Annotated in this window: 19 protein-coding genes and 1 pseudogene; 7 read left to right on the top strand and 13 right to left on the bottom strand. The window is 64.1% G+C overall.

Going from position 1 to position 20,377, the window contains the following annotated elements:
• The 10 genes and pseudogenes from PV761_RS20990 to PV761_RS20945 all read right to left on the bottom strand — a co-directional run.
• Positions 1 to 436: pseudogene (locus PV761_RS20990) on the bottom strand (c-type cytochrome biogenesis protein CcsB); the annotation flags it as partial.
• The gene (locus PV761_RS20985; RefSeq protein WP_347899550.1) at positions 436 to 2,097 is read right to left on the bottom strand and encodes a cytochrome c biogenesis protein ResB; all 1,662 of its coding nucleotides are present in this window, start codon (positions 2,095 to 2,097) and stop codon (positions 436 to 438) included. The gene PV761_RS20985 and the pseudogene PV761_RS20990, both read right to left, overlap by 1 nt.
• Before the next feature lie 68 nt (positions 2,098 to 2,165).
• Positions 2,166 to 2,840 (bottom strand): TlpA disulfide reductase family protein, encoded by a 675-nt coding sequence (locus PV761_RS20980; protein ID WP_347899549.1) that lies wholly within the window; start codon positions 2,838 to 2,840, stop codon positions 2,166 to 2,168.
• A gap of 203 nt (positions 2,841 to 3,043) precedes the next feature.
• Entirely contained in the window at positions 3,044 to 3,952 is a 909-nt protein-coding gene (locus PV761_RS20975; RefSeq protein ID WP_347899548.1) for a cytochrome c oxidase assembly protein, read from the bottom strand.
• 2 nt (positions 3,953 to 3,954) lie between these two features.
• Entirely contained in the window at positions 3,955 to 4,209 is a 255-nt protein-coding gene (locus PV761_RS20970; RefSeq protein ID WP_347899547.1) for a hypothetical protein, read from the bottom strand.
• A 31-nt stretch (positions 4,210 to 4,240) separates the two neighbouring features.
• The gene (locus PV761_RS20965; protein WP_347899546.1) at positions 4,241 to 4,876 is read right to left on the bottom strand and encodes a DUF3105 domain-containing protein; all 636 of its coding nucleotides are present in this window, start codon (positions 4,874 to 4,876) and stop codon (positions 4,241 to 4,243) included.
• A complete protein-coding gene (gene lgt / locus PV761_RS20960; protein WP_347899545.1) occupies positions 4,873 to 5,781 on the bottom strand; it encodes a prolipoprotein diacylglyceryl transferase in 909 nt (302 codons plus the stop codon). The genes PV761_RS20965 and lgt overlap by 4 nt, the downstream gene beginning before the upstream one ends.
• Positions 5,782 to 5,789: 8 nt before the next feature.
• Complete coding sequence (locus tag PV761_RS20955) at positions 5,790 to 7,346, bottom strand: multicopper oxidase family protein (RefSeq protein WP_347899544.1); 1,557 nt, start codon at positions 7,344 to 7,346, stop codon at positions 5,790 to 5,792.
• Positions 7,347 to 7,389: 43 nt separating this feature from the next.
• On the bottom strand, positions 7,390 to 8,139 hold the full coding sequence (locus tag PV761_RS20950; protein ID WP_347899551.1) for a cytochrome c biogenesis protein CcdA: 750 nt from the start codon (positions 8,137 to 8,139) through the stop codon (positions 7,390 to 7,392).
• A complete protein-coding gene (locus PV761_RS20945; RefSeq protein WP_347899543.1) occupies positions 8,136 to 8,513 on the bottom strand; it encodes a DUF305 domain-containing protein in 378 nt (125 codons plus the stop codon). The genes PV761_RS20950 and PV761_RS20945 overlap by 4 nt, the downstream gene beginning before the upstream one ends.
• A gap of 1,252 nt (positions 8,514 to 9,765) precedes the next feature.
• Here PV761_RS20945 and PV761_RS20940 point away from each other — a divergent pair.
• Positions 9,766 to 10,911: a type II restriction endonuclease gene (locus PV761_RS20940; protein ID WP_347899542.1), complete on the top strand. Its 1,146-nt coding sequence runs from the start codon at positions 9,766 to 9,768 to the stop codon at positions 10,909 to 10,911.
• Between the two features lie 641 nt (positions 10,912 to 11,552).
• On the opposite strand, the gene PV761_RS20935 is transcribed toward PV761_RS20940, so the two are convergent.
• A complete protein-coding gene (locus PV761_RS20935) occupies positions 11,553 to 12,257 on the bottom strand; it encodes a DedA family protein (protein WP_347899541.1) in 705 nt (234 codons plus the stop codon).
• Positions 12,258 to 12,561: 304 nt separating this feature from the next.
• Complete coding sequence (locus tag PV761_RS20930; RefSeq protein ID WP_347899540.1) at positions 12,562 to 12,735, bottom strand: hypothetical protein; 174 nt, start codon at positions 12,733 to 12,735, stop codon at positions 12,562 to 12,564.
• A gap of 193 nt (positions 12,736 to 12,928) precedes the next feature.
• Between PV761_RS20930 and PV761_RS20925 the strand changes: the two genes are divergently transcribed.
• The 6 genes from PV761_RS20925 (at position 12,929) to PV761_RS20900 (ending at position 19,031) form a co-directional block, all read left to right on the top strand.
• Positions 12,929 to 13,381, top strand: coding sequence for a hypothetical protein (locus PV761_RS20925; protein ID WP_347899539.1), 453 nt, complete (start codon positions 12,929 to 12,931; stop codon positions 13,379 to 13,381).
• Between the two features lie 565 nt (positions 13,382 to 13,946).
• The gene (locus PV761_RS20920; protein ID WP_347899538.1) at positions 13,947 to 14,441 is read left to right on the top strand and encodes a DUF3515 domain-containing protein; all 495 of its coding nucleotides are present in this window, start codon (positions 13,947 to 13,949) and stop codon (positions 14,439 to 14,441) included.
• Between the two features lie 800 nt (positions 14,442 to 15,241).
• Positions 15,242 to 16,171, top strand: coding sequence for a TIGR01906 family membrane protein (locus PV761_RS20915; protein ID WP_347899537.1), 930 nt, complete (start codon positions 15,242 to 15,244; stop codon positions 16,169 to 16,171).
• A 286-nt stretch (positions 16,172 to 16,457) separates the two neighbouring features.
• Positions 16,458 to 16,766 carry a hypothetical protein gene (locus PV761_RS20910; protein ID WP_347899536.1) on the top strand — a complete coding sequence of 103 codons (309 nt, stop codon included), beginning with the start codon at positions 16,458 to 16,460 and terminating at the stop codon, positions 16,764 to 16,766.
• A 556-nt stretch (positions 16,767 to 17,322) separates the two neighbouring features.
• Complete coding sequence (locus PV761_RS20905; RefSeq protein WP_347899535.1) at positions 17,323 to 18,420, top strand: hypothetical protein; 1,098 nt, start codon at positions 17,323 to 17,325, stop codon at positions 18,418 to 18,420.
• A gap of 155 nt (positions 18,421 to 18,575) precedes the next feature.
• Complete coding sequence (locus tag PV761_RS20900) at positions 18,576 to 19,031, top strand: hypothetical protein (RefSeq protein WP_347899534.1); 456 nt, start codon at positions 18,576 to 18,578, stop codon at positions 19,029 to 19,031.
• A 360-nt stretch (positions 19,032 to 19,391) separates the two neighbouring features.
• Here the strand turns inward: PV761_RS20900 and PV761_RS20895 are convergent, their stop codons facing one another.
• Positions 19,392 to 20,066, bottom strand: coding sequence for a metal-dependent transcriptional regulator (locus PV761_RS20895; protein WP_347899533.1), 675 nt, complete (start codon positions 20,064 to 20,066; stop codon positions 19,392 to 19,394).
• Between the last annotated feature and the right edge of the window lie 311 nt (positions 20,067 to 20,377).

Genomic DNA, 20,377 nt, shown 5'->3' with positions numbered 1-20,377 from the left:
CGCCGGTGGTAAGGAACTCGTACATGTTGCCCCACGGCACCCGGCCCGCACCGAAGGCGCGGGTGACCACGCCGGCGGCGTGGATCGCGGCGCCCAGGACGGTCAGGGCGACGGCGACCCGGGCGGGTACCCGGCGTACCGTTGCGTAGCGCATGTCCCCGGCGGCGGTGCCGTCCTCGACGGTGAAGCCCGACGTCGGGCGCTCCGCCCGCCCTTCCGGCCCGTCGGCGTCGTTCCCGCCCCCGCGCCCGGCAGCCACCGGAATCCTGACTTCGGCAGCGGCCGAATAAGTCGCTTTCCGGTCCATGGCCTGCAGCATCTTGGAGCTGTTGGCGAGGTCCCAGGCGAAGGCGATGAACGCCACAGTGTAGGTGCCGGCGGCGAGCAGCATGAACAGTTCGCTGTACTGGCCCATAGTTTCGTTGAGGGGGAGCATTACTGATCCTTCCTGGTGGTTGAAGAGAGGAAGTCGGAGGTATCGGAGGCAAGCTGCCACTGGCGGGTGAGGAGTTCGCGGATCGCGGCAGCCTCGCCGGCCAGGCGGTGGTCCTCGCCGCGGGCCAGCAGCCCGTATTCGACCATGGTGCGCCCGTCTTCGTGGGTTCCCGTCCTGACCCACACGCGGCGGCGGTTCACGTAAAGCGAGGTGATGAGTCCGGCTACGGCCAGGAGCGAAAACACCAGGACCCCGGCCTGGCCGGGCGTAGACCGGACATCGAGCCCGATGTAGCGTTTGAGCCCGTCGAAGCTGATGCTGCCCTTCCCATCGGGAAGAGTGTAGGCGGCGCCGGGGGCGAGGGTGATGCCGCCCGCCGGCAGGTCCCGGCCGTTGAGCTGCGTCAGCTTTTTCACATCCAGGACGTAGACGTTCTGCGGGACGCCGGTATCCAGGCCGAGGTCCCCGTAGTAGGAGTTCAGGCTCAGCTGCGGGTTCAACGGGTCGGGGTCAAAGCTGTAGGAGACGCCTTGGTCGTTCTTGATCGCCGAGGGCAGGAAGAACCCGACGAAGCCCAGCTGGGACGGTGCGGCGTCCGGGACCTTGATCACCACCGAGGAAGTATAGACCCCGTCGCTCGGCACAGACACCACGGGGCCGCTGAAGGCTGTCTTCCCGGTCCCGTCCTTGACGGTCACAACAGGGGCGTAGCCGTTGCCGACCAGGAACATCCCGGTTTCACCGAAGTAGACCGGCTCGTTGACCTTCAGGATCTGCTGGCGCGGCGGCGCCCCTGCTCCGTCCCTGGTGGTCAGGGCGGCGGTGAAGTCGATCGGCTGGCCGAACTGTTTTGTTGATTCCCTGTCGAAGCGGACCTCGAACTTATCCAGTGTGACGCCGAAGGGCTCCAGCCACGCGGGGTTGAAGTTTGTCCCGGGCGTGAAGGCGTCGTAGCTGACAAGGGTGTTGATGAAGCTGTCGCCTTCAACGATGATCTTTTGCCCGCGGTACCCGAACATGCCCCCGATCGCCACGCAGACCAGCACGCCGATCAGCGAGGTGTGAAAGAGCAGGTTCCCAGCCTCCTTCAGGAAACCACGCTCTGCGCCCAGTGAAGGCCTGTCGCCGCCGGCGTCGCGGACCTCGACCCGGTAGCCTCGCTTCTTCAACACTCCGGCGGCATCCCTGATGGCGGCCGCCGCGGAGGTTCCCGCGTCCGCGGGGAGGACCAGGGTTCCGTACTCGGGGAGCCGGGACAGCCGCCGGGGCGTGCGTGGCGGGCTGGAGCGCAGGGCCTTGTAGTGCGCCCTGGCCCGGGGCAGTACGCAGCCGATCAGGGAAATGAAGAGCAGCAGGTAGATGGCGGAGAACCAGACCGAGGTGTAGACATCGAAAAGCTGGAGGGCATCGACCATCGGCCCGACACCGGGGTTGTCTTTCAGGTAACGGGTGACCGCGGCTGCGTTCACCGGCCGCTGCGGGAACAGCGAGCCGGGCACCGCCGCCACGGCCAGCAGGAGCAGCAGGAACAGGGCCGTGCGCATGCTGGTCAGTTGTGTCCAGGCCCAGCGGAGCATGCCCTTGGCGCCAAGGGCCGGCAAGGTCACGGTTGCGGTTTGTTCCTGAGGTGGTTCGGTATTCGGTGGGGTAGTTGTAGTCATGGGTTGTCTTCTTGTCCTGACGGGCGGGTAGGTTGCGGACCAGTGGGGGGAGAATTCCCTAAGGTGCGTTAGTCCGCGTCCACGGCCTCGTTGACGGCGCCATCGATGAGGGATTTCAGGATGCCCTGGTCGGCCAGGCCCAGGATCCGGGAAGCGACCCTGCCCTGTTTATCGATCACGAGCGTGGTGGGGACGGCCTGCGGTGGGACGTACTGCGTCATGGCCAGCAGGATGCCGCCATCCTTGTCCTGCAGGGTGGGGTAGGTGACGCCGAAGGTCCGCTCGAAGGCGGTGGCAGCAGGTTCTTCATCGCGGACGTTCACGCCGTAGAACTGGACTCCCTTGGACTTGAACTGTTCGGAGAGGGCTTGAAGCCGGGGTGTTTCAAGGCGGCAAGGGGCGCACGCCGCGTACCAGAAATTCAGCACGGTCACTTTGCCGGCCCAGCCGCGGGAATCGACCGCGGTACCGTCAAAGAGGGCGCCTTTCAGGACGATCGGCTGCTTGCGGTCCGCCGGAGCATACTCGGTAACGGACCCATCGCCGGCGATGTAGTTCTTGTTATCACCCGCTTTGGCCTGCTGCGCCAGAGCATCGCCGCTGCTGCCGCACCCGGAAAGCAAAAGAGCCCCAACCCCGGTCAGAAGGGTCGATGAGATGAGTCGTCGACGCGAGAGGAGGGCCGGATGCTGCTGCGCACCCGCACCCGTGGCTGATGGTGTTGTGGTTGGGGGATCAAACATGGCAATCCTTCGAAATTGTATCTTCCGGTTGGTCTTGGCTAAGGCCACGTGCACACGTCGCCGGGGCGGGAACGCCAGGCCACTGGACCGGTTTCGATCTGCACTTTGAGGTCATGGTGCACGACGGGACCGTCAATCCGGTCTCGTTCATGCGGGAGGCGCCCCCAGCGCGGGTTGGTACCGTGCCGGATGGGGCGGGCAGTTCAGCGCTCATGAGTGCCCTCCCGCAGGCGGGGACCTTTGAGGTGTTCCCGGTTCAGGGCCTCCAGTTCCTCATCCGTGAGCTCATCGAAGGTCCGCGCTTCGCGCCGGTCGCTGCGGGCGAAGCGGACGAACATCAGGATGATCAAAGGCACATCCACGGCTTCGGCCAGGAACCACAGCAGGTCCCCGGCAAGCTGCTGGTCCCGCAACGGGTTCGGCAGCCAGACCGGGTGGCCGGCCACGACCTGGGTTGCCCCATCCAGCACCTGGGGGCTGATCCGCAGCAACACCCCCGGCAGGGCATCTGCGACGAGTTCGATGAACACGAAGATGAACTCAACAATGATCAGGGACGTGGCGTCCTTTGTCGATCCATCTTCGATGATCGGCACCACCATCAGCATGCCCGCCAGCGGGACGAGGACGGTCAACGCCGAGTCCCACACGGGGTCCGTCCGCATTGGGTAGAACGCCGGGGTCAGGAAGAGAGTGAACAGGGCCAAGCCCAGCAACGCCGCCACGACGGTGTTGCTTAACACCCTGATCACCCGATGCCCCAGAAACGCCTGCAACCGCTCCTGGCCGGTGTCCCCCAGCACTTCCCGGGCCAGGGTCAAGGGCTTGCCGGCGGCGACGAGCAGCGGGACGAGGAACAGGTATGAGGTGATCTTCAACGTGAAGGCCCAGCGCAAATCATGGCTGTAAGCGCCGGTGAACCCGAAACTCAGCACTGCGAAACTGCCAAGACCCGGACCGAAGAAGATCATGGTCCTCCACCACGGCCACCGCACGTTTCGGCGCCTGGCAGTCCGCAGGCCCAGCGCATACAGAGCAGCGGCCGCTACCGTGATGGCCAGGGCCGGCCAGTTCAGCGTCCACGAGGACACGACCACGTCCCAGGGCGGCATGATCAGCTCTTCTTCTTCTTAGTCTCTGTCCGGCCGGCAAGGATGGCGCCGATCATGAACAGGGCCGCTCCGGTTGGATAGCCGGCGTAGAGGTCCAAGGCGAGGCTGGGTTGCTGCCCGGACGGTGCCAGGTGCAGGATCCAGTGCCAGATGGCGACCCCGGCACCGGCGGCCATGAGCACCTGGCCGAGACGCACGAGCCGCCGGTGACGGCGATGTGCGGCCTGTGGGTCCAGAGCTGCTTTGTTGTCTTTCATGGGTTCTCCTTTAAGTGGTGTGTGACCGTGCTCAGCCGTTGCTGCCGCCGGTGCAGGCAGCACCGGGTTCCGGAGAGTTCGGCGACTGGGCGTAGGCGCTGATGAAGGCGGGGATGCGGGTGTCTGCGGTGTCGTCCAGGGTGAGCTGGGTTCCCCAGGCGGTGGCTGTGACGGGCGTGGTCTGGTCTTTGTCCGGGCTGAGCAGCACGTACCGGTTGCCCTTGGCCAGTTCCGTGAGCCGGCCAACCGCTTCCGGTGGGAGGTCCGGTTTGTAGGTCAGCCACACGGCGCCGTGTTCCAGGGAATGGACTGCGCGTTGTTCATTGACCGGCTCGGTATAGCTGCCGCAGTTCGTCCAGATCCCTGCGTGGTCTCCGCCGACCCCAGGCTGCTGTGGGTAGGAGACGGCGTCCTGGACGTGGTTGCGGGACAGGTCCGTGAAGGTTTGGACTCCCTCGATGGGTTTCTTCGCTGCCTCGGTGGCGGCGTTTCGTTCCTGGACGGTTCCGGTAACGACGATCGCGACGGCGGTAATGATGGTCGCCAGGACCAGGCCGAAGCTGCCGTAGACGAGGATGTTCCATTTGCGCTGCTTGGCCTTCTGTTTGGCCCGGAGCTCGGCCAGGATGGCCTGGTTCTCAGCGCGTCGCTTACTGGCATTACTCATGCAGGGTCTCCTTTACCGGTGTGGGAAGAGGGCCGGGGTTCCTCCGGCTGCGTACCGGGCACGAAGGACCGGGGGCGGGATCTGAGGATCTGGAAGAGGGCCAGCCCGGCCAGGAAGAGCAGTCCGGAGACCCAGGTGTTTACGCGCAGGCCCAGGATGAGGTTGGCGGGGTCCGAGCGCATCAGTTCGAAGGCGAAACGTCCCGTGGTGTAAAAGACGATGTAGAGCGCGAACACGGACCCGGCACCGAGGGAATACTTCCGGTCCAGGAACATCAGCAGTGACGCTGCGGCCAGGCACCACAGCGACTCATAAAGGAACGTGGGCTGAAAATATCCGAGGACTTCCGGTGTGCCGTCGGCTGAGAGGACGGCCTGCCCGGTGGCCTGGTTCATGTCGTGGATCTGGAGTTTCCACGGCAGGTCCGTCGGGCCGCCGTAGAGTTCGTTGTTGAACCAGTTGCCCCACCGGCCCAGGCCCTGGGCGATCAGCAGCCCCGGGGCCGCCGCGTCCACGAACGCCGCGAAGGGGACTCCGGCGCGACGGGCGCCGATGGCGGCGCCGACGAGGCCCAGGGCCACGGCGCCCCAGATGCCCAGTCCGCCTTCCCAGATCCGCAGTGCACCCCAAGGGTCCCTGCCGGGGCCGAAGTACAGCTGATTGTCGGTGATGACGTGGTAGAGCCTGCCCCCGACAATGCCAAACGGCACTGCCCACATGACGATGTCCAGGGTCTGGGATGTCGTGCCTCCGCGGATACGGAGCCGGCGGGCCGTGAGCCAGGTGCCGATCACGATGCCGGACAGGATGGCGAGTGCATAGAAGCGGATGGTAAGCGGCCCGAGCTCGAAGGCGCTGATGGTCGGGGACGGTATGAAGAAGTCCGTGGTTGCTAAGGGTCGCATGGTACCTGTCACTTGATGTAGGAGAAGAGGGCCATCATGCCCTTTTCTGCGTGGTATGCGTTGTGGCAGTGGGCGAGCCACTGGCCAGGGTTGTCCGCGTCAAAAATCACGCTGACGGTCTGTTTGGGCCTTACGATGACAGTGTCTTTGCGGGCACCGCCGTCACCGACCTGGAAGGTGTGCCCGTGGAGGTGCATCGGGTGCCACATGTCCGTGTCGTTGATGAACTTCACTTCTACGCGTTCACCGGCCTTGAGCTCGAAGGGATGCTCGAACGGTTTGGCCATGTCAAAGCGGACGCCGTTGATACCCCAGTCGTATTTCTCCATCGAGCCGGTGAGTTTGAGCTCGTGGGTGCGGTCGGTCGCTTTGGCCGCCAGTGCGACGGCGGGGTCGGCCTTCAGTTGCCCGCCGTCGACCACGGTTCCGTCCAGTTCGTTCGGCAGCACGGCCGGCAACGGCTGCTTCCCCGTGCCCGTGCTGATGAAACCCAGGGCCTGCCCGATTTTTCCTTCGGGCAGCGCCAGCACCGGGGTGTACCCTTCCCGGACCGTCAGCAGCGCGTCAATGCGTTCGCCCATGCCCAGCACCACGGCGTCGACATCCTGGTGTTTGACCGGGAAACCGTCCGTGTGGGTGAGGACGAGTTTCTGCCCAGGGATCCCGACCCGGTAGGCAGTGTCCCCGGCGGCGTTGATGATCCTCAACCGGATCACGTCCCCGGCCCTGGCGGCCTGGATCTCGGCCTGCTCCGGGGCTTTTCCGTTGAACAGGTGGAACGGGTAGCTCACGTCCCCGGCATCCCCGCCAAGGAAATCGCTGCGCGAGCCCATCAGCATGTGCTTCATCTGCGGAACTGCTGATTCCGTTGGCCCCGGGGAGGAGCCGCCGGAACCTGACCCCATGGAGCTGTGGTCCATGCCGCCCATGGACATTCCCTGAGAGAGTTCGGCCAGGACCTCGTCCGGGGTCCCCGTGATGCCGTCCATCCAGTCATCGAGGACTATGACCCAGTCCTTGTCGTATTTCAGTGGTTCCGCCGGGTCCTCGATAATCATCGCCCCATACAGTGCGCGCTCGCGCTGCATGTCCATATGGGAGTGGTACCAGTACGTGCCCGGGTGCGGGAGCCGGAAGTCATAGGCGAATCCGGCTCCGGCGGCGATCGGATCCTGCGTAACATGCTGGACGCCGTCCTGGTCGTTCCTCAGTGCCAGCCCATGCCAGTGGATGGCCGTGGCCTCGTCCAGTCCGTTCTCCAGGTTTACCGTGAGCCGGTCGCCGGCCTTCGCCCGGATCGTGGGGGCGACAAGATTCCCGTTATAGCCCCAGGTCGTGACCGATTTCCCGGCCACGGCTGCTCTAATGGCGCCGGCGTTCAGGTCCTGGCTCACGGTCACCCCGGTGAAGGGCCGGCCTGCTTCGAGGTCCGCGATGGCGGGGTCGGTTGGCAGTACCCGGACGGAATTTGAGACCGGCGTATTCGAGCAGGCTGCCAGGGCGGCAGCCGCGGCGCCGGCCACCGACAGGCCCAAAAAGAAGCGGCGGTTCAGATTAATGTTCATGAATAGTCCTTGGTGCGGCGGGAGGTATCGTTCCGCGCGGTTGTCAGATGGGGGTGAGGAAAGTCCCGGAGAGGTTTTGCAGCTGGTAGATCCACTGCACCCAGACACCGGTGACCATGAGCACACCGAGGATCATGAGCATGGCGGCGCCGGCGATGTTGACGATCCGGATGTGCCGGCGCACGAAGACCAGGGCTGAACTGACCCAGCCCAGCCCCATGGCCGTTAGGGTGAAGGGAATGCCCAGGCCCAGGCAGTAGGCGAACGCGAGCAGTGCGCCGCGGGCGGCGCTTCCGGTGGTGACACTCAACGACAGCACGGCACTCAGTGTCGGGCCCATGCACGGTGTCCAGCCGAGACCGAACACAATGCCGAGCAACGGGGCACCGGCCAGCCCGGTCCTGCGGCTAAGTGATATTTTCCGGGTCTGCTGCAGCCAGGGCACGAACCCGAGCAGCGCCAGTCCCATCAGGAGCACCACGGCGCCAAGGACGCGCATCAAAGTGTCCTGCCACTGCAGGAGCCAGGCCCCGATGGCCCCGAACGCGGCCCCGTAGAGGGTGAACACGGCAGCGAACCCCAGCACGAAGAGTCCGACCCCGGCCAGGACCCGGCGGCGGTTGCGCGGCTGGGTGGGGTCGGTCAATCCTGACACGTACCCGAGATAGCCGGGAACCAGCGGCAGGATGCAAGGCGACAGGAAAGACACCAGGCCGGCAACCATGGCCAACGGTACGGCAATGACCAAGGCACCGGAGGTCACCGTAGACGCGAAAAACCCGCCGATGTTCATGGCATCAGGAGGCATCGGAGAGCCACAACGAGTACGCCCGGGGTCACAGCTGACCGAGGGACGTTCGGGCCGGGAGCCGCGGGCTGGCGTCGGAATTCTTCCGTCCTGACCATCATCACCGCCCCCTTATGGGAAGCGATGATAAGGGCGGGCTTGGACGGGGCAGCACCCCGTGCGGTGTCAAGCTTTGGCATGTCCTCCGTCCCCATGCCGGTCATGCCGTGGGCCGGGGACCTCGTTGCCGGCTCGTTCCGGTTCTGCAGCCACACGGTCATTTTGTCGATCTCGGGTGCCTGCGCCGTGTTTTTGGTGGCCAGGGCGGTGACGGCGTCCGGAATGCCCTGCTTCTTGACCACCGTGTCATTCATCTCCACGGCCTGGCCGTGTGCACGATGGTCCGGTGCTCCCGCCGGGGCTGGCTGTAGGGCCGGGGCACTAGCCGCGGGGATCGCGGCAGCCGGAGGAGGATATAGGTACTTCTTATCCATGGAAAGGTTTGTCCTTCAAAATTCAGCAGACCGCCTCGTGCGGGGTTGTCAACGCGCCCCGGTAGGGGGCGGGGGAAGATCCGCCAGGCGGGATACATGTTTCGGGCTTGGAGCTCAAATACTGCGCCGGGCAAAAATGCCGACGCCGCCCGCCCTTTACGTCCTGCTGATGGAAAGGTCGCCTGGAGAAGGACTTCCGGCGACGTAAAAGCTTTCGGGCGCGGGAACGATTGCGACCGGGCCGTACAGCACAGCCAAGGAGGTAAGGCCGGGCGGAGGTGCTGCCAAAGACGCGGCGTCATGTGAAGGGATGCAGACTGCATCCATCCCGGCCATCGTGGCGCAGCTCTTGAAGTCGAAGCATGGGCTGGGCTCAAAGGGGCTGCTGCACGATGCCGGGGGCGCTGGCTCCGCGGCCCGGGAAACTGCACGGCCAGTCTGTGTAGATGCCTGTCCCGGGAGCGTCTGTAATGCTACTGGTCCGGGTTCTGTGACGGCTCCGGACACGCTAGGGGTGCCGCTTAAGAGGTGCATTCCGAAGATTCCGGCGATGAGTGCCAGCAGCAACACCATCAGGCCCGCCCGGTGCAAGGACGCCGGGGTCAGGGACCGGCTCGCTGCAGGTGCGGACATGGCGTTCCTCCCTTCCGGACAGACGTGATTTCGTTTAAGGATACCGTGTCGCGTCAGACGAGCAGGCCGTTCACCCTGGTCCGCGAATACCGGGCCGCGGCTGGTTTCATCCGGCGCCGCAGCTGCGCTTTCAGCGGCCGCGCTAATCGGGCACGGAAAACAGGCATGCCACGGGGGACTGGCGGGTGAAAACCGGAGCGATGCGTCGTGCCCTGGATGCGTCGCGAACTGGCGCAGGTCCGACATTCGGCTCAACAGGTCATACGCTCTGCCTCTACCGCTCAGGACCTGCGCGTCATTCCAAGTAAGGGCGGGGCCATTCACCCATACTTTGAATGTGACCCCGGATCCCTTCCCTGCGCCCTCCCTGTCTCCCTTTGACGAGTCCGCCCTTCGGGAGCTGGTTTTACGCTGGCGGGAGGATCCTGCCGGCACCTACAGGACATGGTTCCTCTGGCCTGAGCGCGTCAAGAATTTCCGCTCCCTTCGCCGTGGGATTGAGCTGGTGAGTGCGGAGATCGAGGCCGGCACGTTCGGTACCGCTTTCCGAGGTTCTTCACTTGAGACGGTGGTGCATGGGGTCGCCGAGCAACGGCAGATCTTCAAGGGTGCCGATCACGCGTTTCTTTGGAAACCCAAGCTGCGGATCCCAGACATCTATGAGGACCGCGAGAACCAATTGGCGTTCGGCCGGATGTTGGAGACCTGCCGGTGCTGCAATACGGAGGCGCAATTGCTGGCGGCAGTGAGGTCGTTCGCCCGGCGGAAAGTCAAGGGAATGGGACCGGCCGCCGCTAATCTGCTGTATTTCCTGCACCCCACGCTGATGCCGCCGTTCAACACCGCGATCGTCAAGGGCTATAACGCGTTGACCGGAAGCAAGGTGAAGCTCGGAAGCTGGGACGAATACCTGAGCATGCGCGAGGGCGTGATGTCCATCAACACTGCATTCCGGGATTTGCTCTCGAACGACCTCGGCGCGATCGCCGGCTTGCTCTTCGACATCGGGAGCGGCCGTTTCCCTGCCCCACCGCTGCCGGGTCCCGAGACAGCCGCCGCGAGGGCAGCGTGGCATGCCGACCTTGCCCGGGTCCGTGAGGAAGCAAAACTTAACAAGGCACAGATCGTTGCCGAGCACGATGACCTCACTCACACCGAAGTGCAGGGATGGCTGCGTGACCTCGGACTCTCGCTCGGGTTCGATGTGTGGATCGCCAGCAACGATCGCGGCAGAGCCTACGGGGGAGGCCGCCTGGCCGACGGCTGCCTGACGGAGCTGCCGGCAGGGCTGGTGAACGGCACCGCCGCCGGCGCCATCAGGCTCATTGACGTCCTGTGGCTGGAACCGGGCGGAAGCGTGACCGCCGCCTTCGAAGTTGAGCACAGCACATCGATATACTCAGGAATCGTCCGCATGCTTGATCTGGCTCTCTCGGGTGAAACGGGGGCAGTAGAGGCACTGTATCTCGTGGCTCCGGATGCCCGTGAGGAGGAAGTTCGGACCCAGCTCCGGCGACCGGCCTTCAGCCGGATCACTGATCTGCACGTCCGATACCTGCCCTATGGGGAGCTCGAGACGAACCGGCACGCGATAGCCCGTTTCGGGCGTGGCCTGCATCCTGTCGAGCAGCTTGCCCGCGACCTGGGCTGAACATCCCGGCCATAACGGCGCATCTGCAGGATGAGGTCTATCCTGCCGAGGGACCGAAGCCGAGACAGGACTTACGGGGTCGGTACGGCGACCTTCTGGTCGTCCGGATCCGTCCGCCGGGCAACCCAGAAATTGGCAGCACCGAATCAACAAGAACCATCGCCAGTGCGCTTCCTGTCCAATTATTCGTGCGCCACCAGGACAGGGCCAGAAGAACGTAAGCAAGGAACAGCGCACCGCGGACCGGGCCCAAACCTTAATTCCGCAGCCTGTCCCGTCAAATACTTCACCATCATTGCCGGAATGAGCACCAGCCATGAAACAGCTTCAAGCACGGCCAGCACCCGGGATCACGGAGAAATCCTTTGGAAGGCGTAGGAGCTCCGGCGCTGAAGGAATGCCGGAAAAACGCATCGTCGGCCATGCAAAGGGTCTGTTCCGGCTCGGCCTCTTCGTGCCCGTTAGGGGAGTTGCGGCCGCGGTCGCCACGGCATGAAGGCGGCCCTGAAATCGTGCCTGTTCATAGTGGACCTTGCCCGGGCCAGCCAGTGCAAGAGGTGGCAGAACCTCGTTCGGGTCACAGCGCTCCAACGTCCATTTTCCGTCCGTTCGGCCGCCGGGATTCGTCTGCTGAGCTGCTTCTAGCTTCGGGGCTTGACGGCCGGGGCGTCCGACGATGTGGACGCCGCGTCCGCCGGCTCACCGCTGGCCGCCGGTTCTGAAGCGGGCCTGGCGTCAGGGCGGCCGAGGCGTTTGTGCCACCAGCGCAGGAGGTGGTCGATGACGATGCCCACAACGACTGCGAACGCCACGGCTATGCCGGCGCTGAGCAAAGGGTTGCTGTGCAGCCAGGGGAAGGAACCGGCCAGCATGCCGAGTCCGACCGAATACACCACCCAGGTGATGCACGCGAAAGCATCCAGGAAGAAGAACCGGCGGCGCGGGAAGGCGGTGGTGCCCGCAACATAATTCACGGCCACGCGCCCCCACGGGATGTAACGCGCCGTGAAGATCAGCACGGCGCCGCGCTTCTCCAGCTCATATTGTGCCCAGCCAAACACCTTCCGGACCTTCGGTTTACGCATCCACCCCCACCGCTCCAGGCCGATTTTCCGGCCGAGCAGGTAGGCCGTATTGTCCCCCGCGATGGCTCCGAGCAGGGCGGTGACGCCAAGAATCCACAGTCTGGGTTCGCCGCTTTGCCGAGAGAAGGCGGCCAGCGCGACGATGAGGGTCTCGCTGGGGACGACCATCGCGAAGCCGTCAACAAAGAAGAAGGCGAGCAGAAGCGGGTAGATCCACCATTGTCCGGCCGCATCGAGCATGGTTTGACTAATAATCTCCATGCGGGCATCTCCCAGACAAAATAGAGGCGATGGAAATCGCTCTTCAGTGTCTCATGGCCCGGCGTCGGCTGTGACCCAGGCACGGTGCGATCCGAAGCGCCCGGGTTTGACGCCGCGGTGAAATCCGCCAATGAGCCCCACGTCTCGTGCCACGCCTTGGGCGTTGTTGGCTGGGGTTATCCTGCCCGGAAAGCGTGCAGCCCGGAATCAGAGAGTTCTCATCAACGCGGCGACCCACACGTGGCCCACTAATCCTTGGGGTCGGGCCAGGTTCTGCCGGTAGCTGACCAACCGCGACAGGGCGTTATGTTTGAAGGCGCCTGCGTCCGTACCGCGTCACGGCGTGGGGCTTGTAGATGAAGGGCAGTGTGGCTGTCAGCAGCCCCATCGGGCCGGCCCGGGCGACATCCTTGGGCTCGGGTCCACCCTTGCTCAGAGTGCCGGTCTTGTCGAACAACTCGACGTCGATGGTTCGCATGCTCCTGGTCTTGCTCAACACCCCGGCCGCGGCTGCCGCTCGGCGCGTTGTCGGGGGTGCCCGGATTCACCAGGGTGGCAGGCGAGTCTGTACTGTTTGAGTGCTGGATTCAGCAAGAAGATGGTGTCAGGCGCATAGGGGGCGTTTCGGTGGCCACGCCCGGAACCACGATACTAAGGAATAGAGAAGCCCGATGAGTGATAAGGAAGAGATGCCTCGCATGTCAGAAGCGGTCCCGGTCACGGGTGCAGGCGGGCCCCGGATGCCGCTCGGTGCCCGGCGCCTTTTCATCATTGGATCCCTGGGCGTTCTCGCTGGAATCGTGGCAGGCCGTTTTTACTTCAGTGGCCTGGTCCTGGCCGTCGCAGGCGTTGCGCTGCTGGGCGTGGCGCTTTCGTATCGGGACAAGAAACCATGGATGTCGCCGATCTCGTGGGTTGTCTGTGTCGCGGGCGGGCTGTGGACGGCTATCACTGCAGCTTATGGCTGGTCGATCAGTACGGAGGCGGATGCAGCGTCCGCGCGTTCTGAGTTCGCCGGATGGTTGTTCACATCCGGATACGTCATGTTCGTTGTCATGGCAATTGGCGTCGCATCGGCGGTCGTAGTCAGGATCATTCGGCGGCGCCCCAAAGCCCATCCTTGAGCAACCATGACCGCCCCGTGTCCATGGACCTCATGGGCTGCGCCCCGCCGCTACTTGGGCACCATGGCCGACGACGGTCAAAGCCGGCCGCTTTGTCTTTGAATCAATGCGCCCACACGTTGCCGGCACGGTCAGGACGCCTGCAACGTGACTGCTCTTCCTTCGGGCGGCAGTTGCAGATAACCGGGGGCCGAAGCGGGGCGCCGCTGAGCGCTGTTGACCGGACGCGTGGGGTGGATAGGTCTTTCCCCTGGGGCTAGGCATCCTCGCCGGAAGAGGGAGAAGTAGCGACCGGGGCACGAATTTCGGGATGGTCCGGAGTCATCTGGTTGAAATGAACCGACCCGCGCTTGCCTGGGCATGCGGAACACCGAGCAGGGCATCGAAACCGGCGCTTGTACCGCTCGAAATGGCAGGAATCCGCAGATTTTGGATGTGCCTTTACGTGTTCGGGATGCCCACGTTTCGCTTTGAAAAGGCTGTTTCAGCCTCAAAAGCCGGCTGCCCCTTATAGCCTTCCGGGCCCAGCGCGGGGGCCATCCCACGCACGGGATAGGGTGGAGGAATGCGCCCGCTCCACAGAATTACCACCGTCAGTGGTCCCATCCGATGGTTCGGTCTTCCAGCAGCAGCGGCAATCCTGGTTGTGATCACAGCCTGCTCCCCGGTCGTGGACGTAACACCGGCGAAGGATGCGGCAAACCCCGCATGTGCACCGATGTTGGTGGCTCTTCCCGACGCTATCGGGGATGCCACCCTACGCAAGACCAACAGCCAGGCCACCGCCGCTTGGGGAGATCCATCCCGCGTGATCCTCCGCTGCGGTGTCAACGTACCTGGCCCCACAACTGACAGGTGCGTCAGCGTCAACGGCATCGACTGGGTTATCAAGGAAGGGGACCCGGTGTGGACACTGACCACCTTCGGCCGCGAGCCTGCTACGGAAATCCTGATGGATCCGGACAAGATCAGTTCGGCAACAGTTCTGGCCGATCTTGCCGATGCGGTTGGAAAGGTCCCGGCAACAAGGAGGTGCCTCGGGCAGGAAGACACCAGATGAGGTAGGAAAGAGCCGCCACAGTGCGTGCCATAGACCTCGCCAAGAATGCAGATCCGGCCAGACGCACCCCTCCCTCGCGGTGACTCCGGTCAATGACCGTGAAGGGCCGGCCCGTAGCGGCTTCGGTCCTGGGTTCCCAGTTGGCTGTGCAGCATGCGGCTACGGCTGGCGAATTCTACGCGCGCTGCGCTGGACCCGGCGCCAAGAAACTTCAGGGTGCTGGAGTTTCGGGTTCACCGGTGTCCACAGCGTGAACTGCGTTTATGCCGAAGTCGTCGGGGCGGAGCAGGGCTAGGACGATCAATCAACTGGCACTCAGGGGCTACCTGGTCACGCTCGACTTCGCAGGCCGAGCCAAGGACTCACGACGAAGATTAATTTCGCGGTCAAGACCGGCAGTTTTTCCTGTACGGTTTCGGTTTGTGTTGCCGAATAAGAGAACGGCCCGGACCCAGGGTTCGGAAGGTCGCATCTGGTGTGGCTCGAGAAAGTCCGCGCTGATGCTCACCGAAAACCGTGATCCCTTGGCGGTCCGAATTCTTCGGCGGATCCCGGCTCTCAATTGTGATGCTGGACTTCCTCGACCGGTCAACGGTGACCATCCATGGCGTCGAGGCGGCTGGTTCCCGCCGTTCCGTAAAGGGAGCTGGCACGGCAGGCGGGAACGGTGGACCCTTCCGTGCGGCGGCCGGCTCTTGCGGAATCGAAAGCGCGGCGGCTATGGAGACCTGTAGCCTTGTTGGAAGAAGAAGTCGCACTGATGTGCGTGGTGTGACGGCGCACAGTCAAGGAGAATCCATATGGTCGGATCTGAAAACCCCCGCAGGACCATGGAATCCCCGCGAGACGCTCCCGGGATTCCGCCACAACCGCTGGCGGGAGGCCAGGAAACCGCCGGCGACATCACCGGCCGCCCCGGGGATTCGGTCCGCCCAGCGACAGCCGGGCCGGGCATCGGGGGATCAACCAGCGACTTGCCCACCAGCGCCGACAGCGCACCTTCGAGGGGGCACGCGGCCGTCCCAGGATCCCTGTTCCGACGATTCCTTCAGGTCCTTGTGGCGGTGTTCTTCCCGGTGATTGTGGTCGCCGGTGCCGTCCGGGCTGTGACTTCGCCGTTGTTCCTCTGGGTCGAATACCAGCGCCCCGGATTTCCGGCTGACAGCTTCGGCTTTTCCACCGAAGAACGCCTGATCTACGGCTCTTACACCCTTGATTTTGTTCTGAACCTCGCCCCGGCCGGGTACCTCGGCGGACTCGTGAACGCAGAGGGCGGAAGGTTGTTCCTTGAAAGCGAAGTGGGACACATGGCGGACGTCAAGGGTGTCCTGTCGGTCTCCTTCCTGGTGGCGTTTGTGATGCTTCTGGCCGCTGTCGCCTCGGGCGTGTACCTCGCCCGCAAGTATCCCGGAGCGGTCCGGAGGGCCCTGTTCTCCGGGGCGGTGCTGACGCTGGCTCTGATCGTGGCGCTGACGGTTTTTGCGGTCCTGGCCTGGGAAGCTTTCTTTGCTCAGGTTCATGCGTTGTTCTTCGCCGCCGGAACCTGGACGTTCCGGGTGGATGACACGCTGATCAGGCTGTTTCCCGAACAGTTCTGGACCGATGCGGCGATGACGATCGCCGCCCTCGTGTTCCTCGTCACCACGCTCACTGTTGCCTTCGGCTGGCCCGTCCGGCGGTCACGACTTCCCGCGGACGGGAGCGGCGGCATGGCGGAGCACGCCCGGTGAACTGTCTGTCCGGCATCTTGTTCAGACTGTGCGGACCGGCACGGACGCACGCTATGAATCGCAACGTCAGCGGTCCCGGTCTCGAAAGTTACGAGCCTAGCCAAACTTTCCACCACCCATCAGACCCTCTGCCGGCTGTTTGCGGCCATCGCTCCGGCCTCTTTGCGGATGCTGCCAACCGATACCCGTACACCGGTCAAGATTTTAGAAACCCTATACTCAGCTAACGTGCGTTTTGACGATGACGCTGCCCAGCGTCTGTTGATGTCTTGAAGGACAAATTTCCATGAACAAGAAGTACATGACCGTGTCAGTCGCTGCGATCGCCGCAGCCATCGCTCTGGCTGGCTGCTCAGATGGCTCCGGCGGCAGCATGCCCGGCATGAACCATGGCGGCTCAGTCATGTCATCCGGTTCCGCAACTGCTGCCAGCTCCCCGCCGGCCACGGCGCCGTCGGCTGCCGTCCCGGATCAGGTCAGAGGACCCAATGATGAGAACGCGCCGCTGGTCGTGGGGATCGCGGCCGGGCTGCTGGCACTGGGCGGGGGCATCTTCTACGTGGCGCAGCGCCGGGCCAGAAACTCCGGTGCCTGAGGACGGCCGTCGGCGGTCCGGAAAAACGGATCATTCCTGATTCTTTCCGGGAAAGCGGACCGGGTTAGCCGTCGAGGCAAGGACCGCCCCAGATCGAAGAGCGGCGAGGAGTAGCCCTGCGCAAGCGGGGACGTGCGTAAACCGGCAGAGCCGTGGATCTGGCCAACTCGCCGCGGTGACGCCCAAGCGGAAGCGGGTTCGCCGGTGCAGCGTCCGTCTGCACCTTCGCTGGCTGAGCCGAAGCGGCGTTCATCATCGACATTTCGGGGTTGAACTCAACAGCACCGGCAGATTGTCAGCAAATTCGCCCAGGTCCACGCAGGCACCGCGTCCCCACGTGCGGGGACGCCTTTGTCCAAATCCCTGACGACCCTCAAGCGCGGCCTTCCCGTACCCGACTGGATCTCGATGCATCGGCTCCACCCACGAACGTACTGTTTCCAGCAAGTCCCCGAAAGCCCATTGACCGATACGGCGCCCAGCGGTATATCTTGGCGGTGTTGGCAGAGCCACGCGAAGACTCGTCCCTTCCGGAAGCCAACAGAGGAGGTCCTTCATGAAGGTGCGGTCCAGCAGCGAGTCCTCGTCGTCCGCTCATCACAGCGGCCCCGTTCCAGGGCGGGCGGTGCCCACACTGGTGGCCGAGGATCTTGTGACATCGGTTCTTGGTCTCCTGATTGTGACCGCCGTATACCTTGATGGGCGTGCCCATGTTCTTGGCCTCCCGGATTCCTTCTTCACTCCATGGCATGCCTTCTTGTATGGGGGCCTGCTGCTGCTCGTGGGATGGCTGGCACTGCTTGGCAGGCGCGCGGCCGCTCGCCAGCGAGTGGCCCGCCTGGCCGTTGTTCCCGCCGGCTATGGGCACGCCGTTGCGGGCGCCGCCGTCTTTGGCGCGGGAGGCATCTCCGACATGGTCTGGCACCAGCTTTTCGGTGTGGAGTTCGGAATCGACGCCCTGCTCAGTCCCACGCATCTGGCCTTGTTCGCCGGGGGTGCCTTGCTGTTCTCCGGCCCCATCCGGGCTTCCCGGCTGCGGGCCAGTCCATCCTCACGGCTGATGGGACTTCCTGCCATGCTCGCCGTAACGGCGATAACCGCCGTCGCCGCTTTCGCCCTCAGCTACCTGTCCGGGTTTCTCGCGGACCAGGCGACCATTGCCGTATCACATGCCCCCGAAGGAACAGCTGAACACATAACGGGAGAGGCGATCGCGTCCGCCGGTCTTGCCAGCTACCTCGTGACGTCGCTGGTCATCGCGGTTCCCCTGGCGCTCCTGATTCGTTTCGGACAGGCCGTCCCGGGAACAGTGACCTTCCTCGTCACATCACTTGCCCTTCTGGCCTCCGTCCTGGCAGACTTCCCCAACCCCGGCGTCATCATAGCCGCCGTCGCCGCGGGCGCGGTCGCTGACCTCGCGCTTGCCGGCTTGGGCGGGCTCGGAACCTCCGTGCGGGTTCGGGAGCTCGTAATGGCACCCCTGCTGCCTCTGCTCCTGTGGCCGGGACAGCTTGTTGCGGTGGCCGCCGCAGAACCTGTTCTGTGGTCTCCGGAGATGGTGACAGGAGTAATGATCGTCTCAGCGGGGGTGTCCTTCGCCGCCGTCTTCGTCCTTGGAATGACATCGTCGAATGTAGCCAAGTCACCGGAGTAAGCAGTTCTGGCAAGGCGCCAGCGGCACCGAACATCCAGGGGCGCTGTGAAGGACAGTACGTAAAGATCCGGTCTCGATGGCGGTTCCACATAACGATGTGGTGCCTGGATGCGGTGGGGGTACCCGGGATCGGCGCACCGTATCTACGCTAAAGCATGCGCAGAATCTGGCTGGCCACAGCTTTGCTGGCATCGGCATGCGTGTCACCGGTCACGTCATGCCCTGCGATTGCCCAGGCCCCTGTGGTGACGGTGACCGTCCTGCAAAGCTATGTCCAGGCGGTGCGCACCGTCCACCTGAAGGCATGCCAGTCCGGGGTGTGCAAGGAGGGTGACCTGGCGCTGGCTCCCGGCACCAAGCCCGTGAACCAAGGCTGCGAGGGCCCTGATGCCGTCTACCCTGCGACCGCGTCTCCCGACGGGACACTCTACGGCCACCTTTGGCTGGATCTGATCACGGAGGATCCGATTGACGCCACCGTGTCGGGTGTCGGCACCCACGGCACACCCCTGCCCGTCCGCACGATTACCTTCACGCCCAAACTCACGCAGTGCCCAAAGTTCATCACCGCAAACCTTCTCCTGGATGCCGACGGGGTGCGTCAGGCCTGAACCGCACCCACTGAGCAGCCGACCACGATAAGAGCGTTTCCGGCACCGGTCAGGACCATGGCACCAAGACCAGGCCTTGCAGGCGGGGCCCGGTGGCCCAAAACTCATTCAACAACCCCGCAGCATGCCGCCGGTCCGGTAGCCGCACGATGGCACTTATCTCCGCGCCCACGGGCACACCCCTGACAATGACGGCGGTCCTGGTGCAGGATGCGCACACTGTGTATCCCTCGCCTCGATCCCCCGACGCACGCAACCACCCCCCGGCTCCTTTACGGCTTGGATCCGGTCACCAACAGTCATGTCCTGGTTCTGGCCGGAACGAAGACGTTGTGCATGCGAAAGATCTAAAACGGCCCGTTAGCTGGAGACAACCCAGATCGAGGCGGCCGCGGCCGATCCGAGATCGATTTCGTTTCCGCTGTCCTCCACGCGGACGCTGGTGACGTCGGCGTAGGGGCGCTGGCCGAGGACGGTCAATCGTGTGTTTGGCCGGAGTCCAAGTTCGGAGAAGTATCGGAGCATGTCCGGGTTGGCGTCCGAGATCCTGGTGATGGTGACCCCGCGGACGGGGGTCACGGTGGTTAGCTGGCCGGCGGCCGGAAGATGGGGCTGACCGTCCGCAGTCGGGATCGGGTCACCGTGCGGGTCATGCGTGGGATGGCCGAGGTGGGCAGCGATTCTCTCGATCAGGGCGTCCGACACCGCGTGCTCGAGTACTTCGGCCTCGTCATGGACTTCATCCCAGCCATAGTGGAGCACCTCGACCAGGAACGTCTCCAGCAGCCGGTGCCTGCGGACCATGGTGAGTGCATGCTCCCGTCCGAGATCGGTCAATTCGATGCTGCCGTAGGGGGCGTGGGAGAGGAGTCCCTGCCGGGCCAGTTTCCGGATTCCGTCGGAGACCGTGGGCGGGGTCACCCCCAAGCGTTCGGCCATGACGCTAATGGTGATCGGCGTGGCGGACCATTCGGTGGCGGTCCAGATCAGCTTGAGGTAGTCCTGGGCGGAATGGGTCAGGTCGGATACAGGCATAACAGAGATTTTATCAACAAAACATGAATGTTAGACTTCTCAAACAATGATGTTTGAAGATGGAGGTCCTGTGGACGCCCTGAAATCGGCGAAGTCCAAAATGCCGAGCAGGCGGGCGATGCTGTCCGGTGCCGCCGCCTTTGCTGCCGTGCCGGCGCTGTCGGCCTTTACCGCACCGGAACCCAAAGGCCCGGGGGAAACCTCAGGTCCGGAAGGCATGAATCACGGCGCCATGCAGCCACCGGCCGCCAACAAGCCTGCGAACGCAGGCACCCCGGCATCGGTGGCGATGACACAGGCCGGGGTGCCGG

The sequence above is a fragment of the Arthrobacter sp. CC3 genome, assembly GCF_039907775.1.
In the GTDB taxonomy this organism is placed as follows: Bacteria; Actinomycetota; Actinomycetes; order Actinomycetales; family Micrococcaceae; genus Arthrobacter.
Note: the sequence above shows the minus strand (reverse complement) of the source record. Positions and strands in the feature narration are given on the sequence as shown.